This is a genomic window from Bradyrhizobium sp. P5_C11_2 (assembly GCF_054049755.1).
The window spans coordinates 1-7,442 of record NZ_JBFULT010000376.1 but is presented as its reverse complement, the minus strand read 5'-3'; the positions used below and the strand labels follow the sequence as shown (position 1 = coordinate 7,442).

Annotated in this window: 6 protein-coding genes and 1 pseudogene; 3 read left to right on the top strand and 4 right to left on the bottom strand. The window is 63.2% G+C overall.

The features are described 5' to 3' along the window. Positions 1 to 258, top strand: a pseudogene (locus ACXJL8_RS28130) (FAD-dependent monooxygenase); the annotation flags it as partial. 29 nt (positions 259 to 287) lie between these two features. On the opposite strand, the gene ACXJL8_RS28125 reads toward ACXJL8_RS28130, so the two are convergent. Then, entirely contained in the window at positions 288 to 1,424 is a 1,137-nt protein-coding gene (locus ACXJL8_RS28125) for a GNAT family N-acetyltransferase (protein ID WP_456621836.1), read from the bottom strand. Between the two features lie 225 nt (positions 1,425 to 1,649). Between ACXJL8_RS28125 and ACXJL8_RS28120 the strand changes: the two genes are divergently transcribed. Next, positions 1,650 to 2,936 carry an O-antigen ligase family protein gene (locus tag ACXJL8_RS28120; RefSeq protein WP_456685967.1) on the top strand — a complete coding sequence of 429 codons (1,287 nt, stop codon included), beginning with the start codon at positions 1,650 to 1,652 and terminating at the stop codon, positions 2,934 to 2,936. A gap of 20 nt (positions 2,937 to 2,956) precedes the next feature. Continuing rightward, positions 2,957 to 3,979, top strand: a complete 1,023-nt coding sequence (locus tag ACXJL8_RS28115; protein ID WP_456685966.1) for a glycoside hydrolase family 5 protein — start codon at positions 2,957 to 2,959, stop codon at positions 3,977 to 3,979. Positions 3,980 to 4,042: 63 nt separating this feature from the next. Here ACXJL8_RS28115 and ACXJL8_RS28110 read toward each other — a convergent pair whose 3' ends face one another. The 3 genes from ACXJL8_RS28110 to ACXJL8_RS28100 form a co-directional block, all read right to left on the bottom strand. Then, a complete protein-coding gene (locus tag ACXJL8_RS28110) occupies positions 4,043 to 5,272 on the bottom strand; it encodes a Gfo/Idh/MocA family protein (RefSeq protein ID WP_456621834.1) in 1,230 nt (409 codons plus the stop codon). A gap of 33 nt (positions 5,273 to 5,305) precedes the next feature. Further along, on the bottom strand, positions 5,306 to 6,922 hold the full coding sequence (locus ACXJL8_RS28105; RefSeq protein WP_456621883.1) for an ABC transporter ATP-binding protein: 1,617 nt from the start codon (positions 6,920 to 6,922) through the stop codon (positions 5,306 to 5,308). Positions 6,923 to 6,968: 46 nt separating this feature from the next. Further along, on the bottom strand, positions 6,969 to 7,442 hold a 474-nt coding region (locus ACXJL8_RS28100; RefSeq protein ID WP_456685965.1), incomplete at its 5' end, for a gamma-glutamyltransferase.

The following is a 7,442-nucleotide window of genomic DNA, read 5'->3' as shown; positions in this document are numbered from 1 at the left end:
GAATATGCGCCGCGTTGGCTCAAGACGGAGGGCATGAGCAAGGAGAAGATTTCGGAGTTCTATTCCGATCTCGTCAAGGTCGCGGCAGACCAGCAATCACTGAAGATGGCGCGGTTCCGTCAGGCTCTGACGTCCCGCAACGATGTCGGCTGGGACCTGCGGCGGCGGCTGCACTTCCTGCGGCGTCGTGTCACCCACCAGGTCGATCAAATGCGGCCGGGCTGGCTCGCGCAGGTTCGAAGCGCGTTGCGCGCCTGAGCGCTGCACCCGTCGGCGGCTAGCGCCGGTCAGCGCGTGGGTGTCGAGGTGCGGGTCGGCAGGAGCCTGAACTCCGACATTCGCTTGGCGGCCAGTTTGAGCCAGGGAGCCTGCTTCAGTGCGAACAAGGATATGGCGCCTGCCGTGCTGCCGGCCTGCGTGACCGCCCACATCGGCGAAGGCTGCGCGCCGAACAGTTTCTTGTAGGGCTCGTCGCCGATGGTGAAATCGAGCATCTGATCACCGCGCTCGATGCAATCCCGCGCCACCTGCTCGAACATCAGCGCGCCGAGGGACTGGCTCTTGTATCCGGCAATGTCGAAGGCGCTCATGATGACGAGGAAGCTGCCCTGATGGCAAAGTCCGAGCACGGCGGCGATCACCTCGCCATCCATCTTCATGGTATAGAGCCGGACAAAGGAGCCGAGACCGCGGAGCGCCACGTCGGAATAGAAGCCGTAATATTCGGGACGCTGCAGCAGATCTCCGTCGCCTTGTGCCTGAAAGCGCGGACCGCGAAACTTCTTCATCACGTCCATCGCGTCGCGCACGGCGGCGCCGTCATCGCAGCATGAAAAGCCGAGCGCGCCCTTCTTCTGGAGCTGCCGGTATTTTTTTGCGAGCTCCTTCTGATAGGAGCGATCCATCGCACTGGCTCGCCATTGCTCGAACGGCGCGACGAGAACGGTCGCATAGGCATTGGTGTCCATCGCGACGCGGCGGGGCGCGGCCAGGAGGTTCTCGATCGGAAGCCGTCCGTCCGGCAGCTTGGTCATCCGGAGCAGGTCGAACGGGCGGACGAGGCACCGAATCTCCGCGCACGCGCTTTCGTCCTTGAGCAGGTCGGAAAATACGTGTGGGCTGCACACTGGCGCCAGATAGTCGGAGACGCGGAGGTCGGCGAATTCGACGGTCCGTATCGGACCGCGCCTGACCCGCAGCAACGGCAGCACCATCGCAAGCCTGCCGGTCGGGCGGTGGCGGACCACGACAACCAGAGGGGTTGCCTCCGCATGAGAGGCGAGCCTGGTGTAGAGGCTATCCAGCCAGAGGGGATGCTGGAACGCGGTGGCGGCCGAGTTGCCAAACAGCTCTGCGTAGTCCGGAGACAGAAAGTCGAACGCCTGCTCGATGGCGATGTCGAACGTATTGCTAAGCCTGTTCATGCGTAACCAGGGACACCAGATAAGCCGGGAAGATCGATCGAGCCGGGTCTGCGCTTTATAGCAGGTGCGTTACCGGCGAGACACCGGCGGCGTGCAATCTGCATTAATGCATCGAGCCGGGTGCGTATCGTTACCAAACCGTTAAATGTCGCGGGCGAGGTGCCTCGCACAGGGAGATCGAGCTGCGCTAGCAAATTATTAACCGCGCCTAAGGAAGGTCATTTCATGGCCAGCCTGCACACCGAGGTGGATTCCGGGGCACCCGGGAGCGCGATCTGGACGACGCGCAGCGCTGGCGTCGAGGGGATTGCGAGGGCCGCGATCAGCTGCTCGATCACGATCAACGTGGTCGCATCGATGGGCACCTTCAACACCGCGCTGCTGCCGGCAGAGCTGACCTATCTGCAACAGGCCGTCGCGATTCTGATGTGGGTCGTCCTGATCTACGCAAGCGCGTTCGTGCGCCCGCGTCYGCGGTTGCAGTTCAACCCCGACTTGATCGCGCTGGTCGCATTCTACACCTTCGCCGTCGCCTCGGTGTTCTGGTCCAGCCTGAGCGTCGCAGCGATCATGAAGAGCGCGGCGCTCGCGATGACGACCTTCGGCGCATTCTGCCTCGTCACGCGTATCGACATGGACGAGGTCGTAAGGGCGACGGCCCTTGGACTTTTCATATTGGTCGCCGCATCGGCATTCTTCGCGGTTGCGGTGCCCGACATCGGGATAGACCACAGCTGGATGCACAACGGTCAATGGCAGGGCGTCTACGAATCGAAGCAGACGCTGGGCTTCGTCGGCGCGTATCTGATGTTCCTGACCTGCTACCGGAAGATGACAGGGCAGGGATGGCTGGCCTTTCTCGTGGTATTCCTGCTGGCGTCAATTTGCGTCCTCGCGTCGGAATCGCGCGGCGCCGGTGCCGTTGCCCTGGCTGCCTGCGCACTGCTCGTGACCTCGATGTGGTCGGTCGGCTGCATGAGGCTCTATGCGCTCCTGCCGTTCGTCATGTGCATTCTGGCCGGCTTCCTGATCCTGTATTTTTATGCGACGGGATATGACGCCATCCATATCGGCGACGCCAGCATCGATTTTACCGAACGGACCTTCATCTGGCACTACGCGATCAGCCATTTTGACGACGCGCCGCTGCTCGGCTTCGGGATCAACGGATTTTGGACGATCCCGTCGATCTACGATTATTTCGAACAGAGCCGCGGCTGGGTGCTCGACAATTATCACAGCGGCTACATCGCGATCCTGATCGAAACGGGATTGTTGGGGTACACGCTGTTTGCCGCGAGCGTGCTGCTGTTCTCGAGCAAGATCCTCTATCTGATTTCCGCTCGCGCGATCGACCGGTCGCACTGTGCGCTCATCATCGGATTTGTCGTCCTGAGCTTTCAGACCAACTTCACGGAGACGACATTCCTTCGCTCGACGATGTTCACGTCGGTGCTCCTGGTGGGGTTCTTCTTTGCGACGTGTCGACCTGTGCCACAGACAGAACTCTAGTCACTCCGAATGGACGCAAGATGACCGCCATACGCGYTCGCTGGCCGAGAAGCTTCAATCTTGCAGCAACGGCATTTTTTCTCTCGCTATTCTCCCACGCGCACGCTGCCGAGCAGGCCGCTTCCCGTGACACGCCGCGATTGGGGCGTGGCATCAACATTCTCGGCTATGACGGGATCTGGGAAGGAGGTCAGAACGCGCCATTCCGCCTGGACAATTTGACGGCAATCAAGAAGGCCGGGTTCTCGCACGTCAGGATCAATTTCTTCGGCTTCAAGTTCATGGGCGTGGGGAATGTCCTGGATGAGATTGTCCTGAGGCGGCTTGACGCCGTCATCGAAGAGGTTCTCGCGAGGGGCCTCATTCCCATCGTCGACGAGCACGATACTTACCTTTGCCAACGCGACGTTTCCGAGTGCGCCGACAAGCTCAAGGCGTTCTGGCGGCAGATCGCCGAGCGCTACGCCGGCAGATATCCGGCGCTCGTCTTCGAGGTCTTGAATGAGCCTGGCGGACAGATGACGTCCGCCGCCTGGAATGCGCTGCTCAATGAATGTCTCGGCATCATCCGCCGCACCAATCCCGAGCGGCCGGTCGTTGCCGCCGTTCTCAACACGGATGAGATCCCCGTCGACGAGCTGGTTCTGCCGGCCGATGACAGGCACCTCATTGTCACCTTTCATTATTACGCGCCGATCCGATTCACGCATCAGGGCGCGCCCTGGTCACAAACGTTTTCGCGGATCGGGCCCCTGGATTGGGGCAGTCCGGACGACGAGGCGAAGGCTGCGGCCGATTTCAGGAAGATGAGTCACTGGGCGGAGAGAGAGAAGCGTCCCATCTACCTCGGTGAGTTCGGTGTGTACGAGCGTGCTCCATCCGACAGTCGCGTAAAATACCTGTCGTTTGTGGCGAGAAGCGCCGACAGGCTCGGCTGGGCATGGGCCTATTGGCAGTTCGACCATGATTTCGCGATCTTCGACAGCGCGCGTCAGGCCTGGAAGCCGGACCTCCTGCGCGCCCTGATCCCGATGCCGCATTGAAGCGGCGGCGCCGAACCCGGTGCCGCGGCAGTGCGGCCTTGCCAAGGACAGGGCTTCACGCCGTCAGCGAGCCACGCGAGGAACATAGTGTTCGAGCTCGGGATCCGGGAAATAGATGGTCCGGCCAAGTTCCGCCGAGCGATAGAGTCCCATCAGCATTTCCATCACGCCGACCCCGTCATCGAAGGTTTCCGCCGGATCGATGCCTCGCCTGAATGCCTCCACCATATGGCGGTTCTCATCGGTGTAGCCGTAAATGCCGGCTTCGTCCTCGACGACCGGCATCAGACCCTGCTCGGAATTCTGCTTCTCGACGAGGTCCTCGCCCTCTGATCCGCTGATCGCGCGGGAGAGGAAGACCTTGAGGCCAGTCGAGAGCGAGGAGAACTCCATCGAATATTCGGGGCCAAGCAATTCAAGCTGGATGCGCAAGCCGGCGCCGACATAGGCCCATGAGGTTGTCGCCTCGATCATCAATTGATGCCCGTCGGCATCTTCCAGCGTGAGCATCCCGCGCGCGAAATCCTCGACCGGACGTTTGATGAAATCGACCCCCATTCGCGTCTTGAGGTCGGCAGCGTAGTGGGGGCGCGTCCATTTGAGATTGGCCGTCGTGGCGCTGGCGCTGAGCAGCCGCAAGGAGTCGCGCTTTGCGCCGGGCGCGGTCAGCATGAAGCGTGCGACCTCGACTGAATGGCACATCATGTCGGAGAGCACGCCCCCTCCTTGCTTGTCGCCTTGCCAGAACCATGGCTCGTGCGGTCCTGAATGCTCCTCGGCGGCACGCGCGAGATAGGGGCGTCCACTTCCGGGTACCGCCCGCCGCCAGATGATGTCCTTGCCGCGCACGACCGCGGTCGAGAAAAGCTGGTTCTCCAGATAGCCATGAAGCAGGCCCGCATCCTCGACGAGCCTGCGCATCTCCCGCGCTTCGGCAAGCGTGCGGGCGAGCGGCTTTTCGCAGGCAATGGCGCGCAGGGGAGCCCCGGCCTTGGTCACGCGGTGGATCTCGCGCATGATGTCGAGACGGCTGTCGTTCGGCGTCAGCAGCCAAAGCGCATCGACCTCGCCGGACATTGCCATCGCTTCGATGCTGTCGAACACCCGCGCCGGCCCAAGGCCAAGACTGCGCGCCTTGTCCGCGATGCGCGTGCGCCGCTCGGCGGAGCGGCTGTAGACGCCGCCGACGCTGACGTTGCGCACGCCGAGCATGGACTGCAGATGGAACGCGGCGATGAAGCCGCTGCCGACAAGGCCGATGCGCAGCTGTGGAAGTTCCGTGAGCTTCTGCATGTCAGAGACCTCCTTCAATGAGAATGCGGTGGTTCAGACCGACGTGGGTGTTCTGCGTTGCCTGCCCGGGATCGCGGCCAGCAGCGCCTGCGTATAGGGATGCTCCGGCCGTTTCAGCAGGTCTGCCGTCGGCCTGATCTCGACGATCTCGCCGAGGCGCATCACTGCGATCCGATCACAGACCTGGGCCGCGACGTTGAGATCGTGGGTGATGAACAGCACCGCCAGCCGCAGCCGCGCCTTCAATGTCTCGAGCAAGGCGAGCACCTGCGCCTGGACCGAGACGTCGAGCGCCGACACCGGCTCGTCGGCCACCAGCACCTCCGGGTCGAGCGCCAGCGCGCGCGCAATTCCGATCCGCTGCCGTTGCCCTCCTGAGAATTCGTGCGGAAAGCGTCGCGCCGCGCTTGGGTCGAGACCCACGAGCGCCAGCAGTTCCTCGGCACGCGCGCAGGCCTCCGCCTTCGGGACACCATGCGCGATCGGTCCGTCGGCGATAATCCGCCCGACGCGGCGACGCGGATTGAGCGAGGCGAAGGGATCCTGGAACACCATCTGGACGTGCTTGCGGGCGGCCCGCAGGCGGGCCCCACGGGCCGCGGAGAAATCCAGTTCGCCGATGCGGACCACGCCCGCATCCGCGTCGGTCAGACGCATCACCAGCCGGCCGATCGTGCTCTTGCCCGAGCCGGACTCCCCAACCAGGCCAAGCGTCTCGCCGCGCCTGATTTCGAAGTGCACGTTCTTCGCGGCTGCGACCTCGGTCTGCGAGCTGAACCAGTCGTTGCCACGATAGGTCTTCGCAAGTCCAGTTGCAGCGCAGGCGATCGGTTCGTCCTCGACCGCGGCCCGGACCGGCGGGGTCCCGCCGGGCACCGCGGCGAGCAGCCGACGCGTATAGGGATGCTGCGGGCGTTCGAGCACGTCCTCCATTGGCCCCTGTTCGACGACGCGGCCCTTCTCCATGACCGCGACGCGGTCAGCGATGTCGGCGACGACGCCGAAATCATGCGTGATGAACAGCACTGCCATGCCGCGCCGCTGCTGAATGTCTCGGATCAACCGAAGGATTTGCGCCTGTGTGGTGACGTCGAGTGCCGTGGTTGGTTCGTCCGCGACCAGGATCGATGGTTCGAGCGCGAGGGCCATGGCGATCATGGCGCGCTGACGCTGGCCACCCGACAACTGATGCGGGTAGCTGCGGATGATCCGCTCCGGATCGCGCATGCCCACCTCTTCGAGGAGGGCGAGCAGGTGGGCGCGCCGCTCGGTTGGCGTGAACTGGTCGTGCGCCTCGAACGCTTCCATGATCTGGTCGCCGATCCTGATCACGGGATTGAGCGCCGTCATCGGTTCCTGAAAGATCATCGCGATGCGTCGCCCGCGCAGCGTCCGCCATTCTGCTGCCGGGAGGTTCAGCAGATCGCGGCCCTCAAAGTGAATGGCCCCTGCAACCGGACGAATGGCCTGGGGCAGCAGGCCCATCACGGCAGCGGCGCAGACCGATTTACCGGAGCCGGATTCACCGACGACGCAGAGGATCTGCCGCGGATACAGGGCAAGTGAAACGTCCTCGACGGCAGAGGCACGATCCGCGCCGGCGGGCAGCGCCAGCGTCAGCCGCTCGATCGTCAGGATCGCCTCTGCCATCTCGCTCATGCTGTCCGATCCGACATTGCGGTCTTTCTCATCCTGGTCACGCTGCCAGTGCGATGCCGTCCTTGCGATGGTCCGACGCGCCGAAGATGACGCCCCGGGAAGGATCGACGTGCACGGCTTGACAACCTCCAAGCGGTTCGTCCGCCCAGACCACGCGATGACCGCGCGCAATTAAGTCGTCGGCGACAGCCCCGGGAATCGTGGGTTCGAGCGTCAGCGTGCCATCGAACGCAAAGCTGCGCGGCACGTCCGAAGACTGCTGAATGTCGAGCCCACGATCGAGCACGCCGCCCAGTATCTGCATATGTCCCGCCGCCTGGTATTGTCCACCCATGACGCCAAAGGCCATGATCGGCTTGCCATGCTGCGCCAGCAGACCCGGAATGATGGTGTGAAAGGGACGCTTTCGCGGCGCGATGGCATTGGGATGTCCTTCGAAGAGGGAGAATCCCGAACCTCGGTTCTGCAACAGCACGCCCGCGCGAGGGGCGTAGATGCCGCTGCCGAAGGC

Bases quoted from the DNA above. Each gene is read 5' to 3' on its own strand.
- ACXJL8_RS28125 (WP_456621836.1), bottom strand. From the start codon at position 1,424: ATGAACAGGCTTAGCAATACGTTCGACATCGCCATCGAGCAGGCGTTC.
- ACXJL8_RS28105 (WP_456621883.1), bottom strand. From the start codon at position 6,922: ATGGCAGAGGCGATCCTGACGATCGAGCGGCTGACGCTGGCGCTGCCC.
- ACXJL8_RS28110 (WP_456621834.1), bottom strand. From the start codon at position 5,272: ATGCAGAAGCTCACGGAACTTCCACAGCTGCGCATCGGCCTTGTCGGC.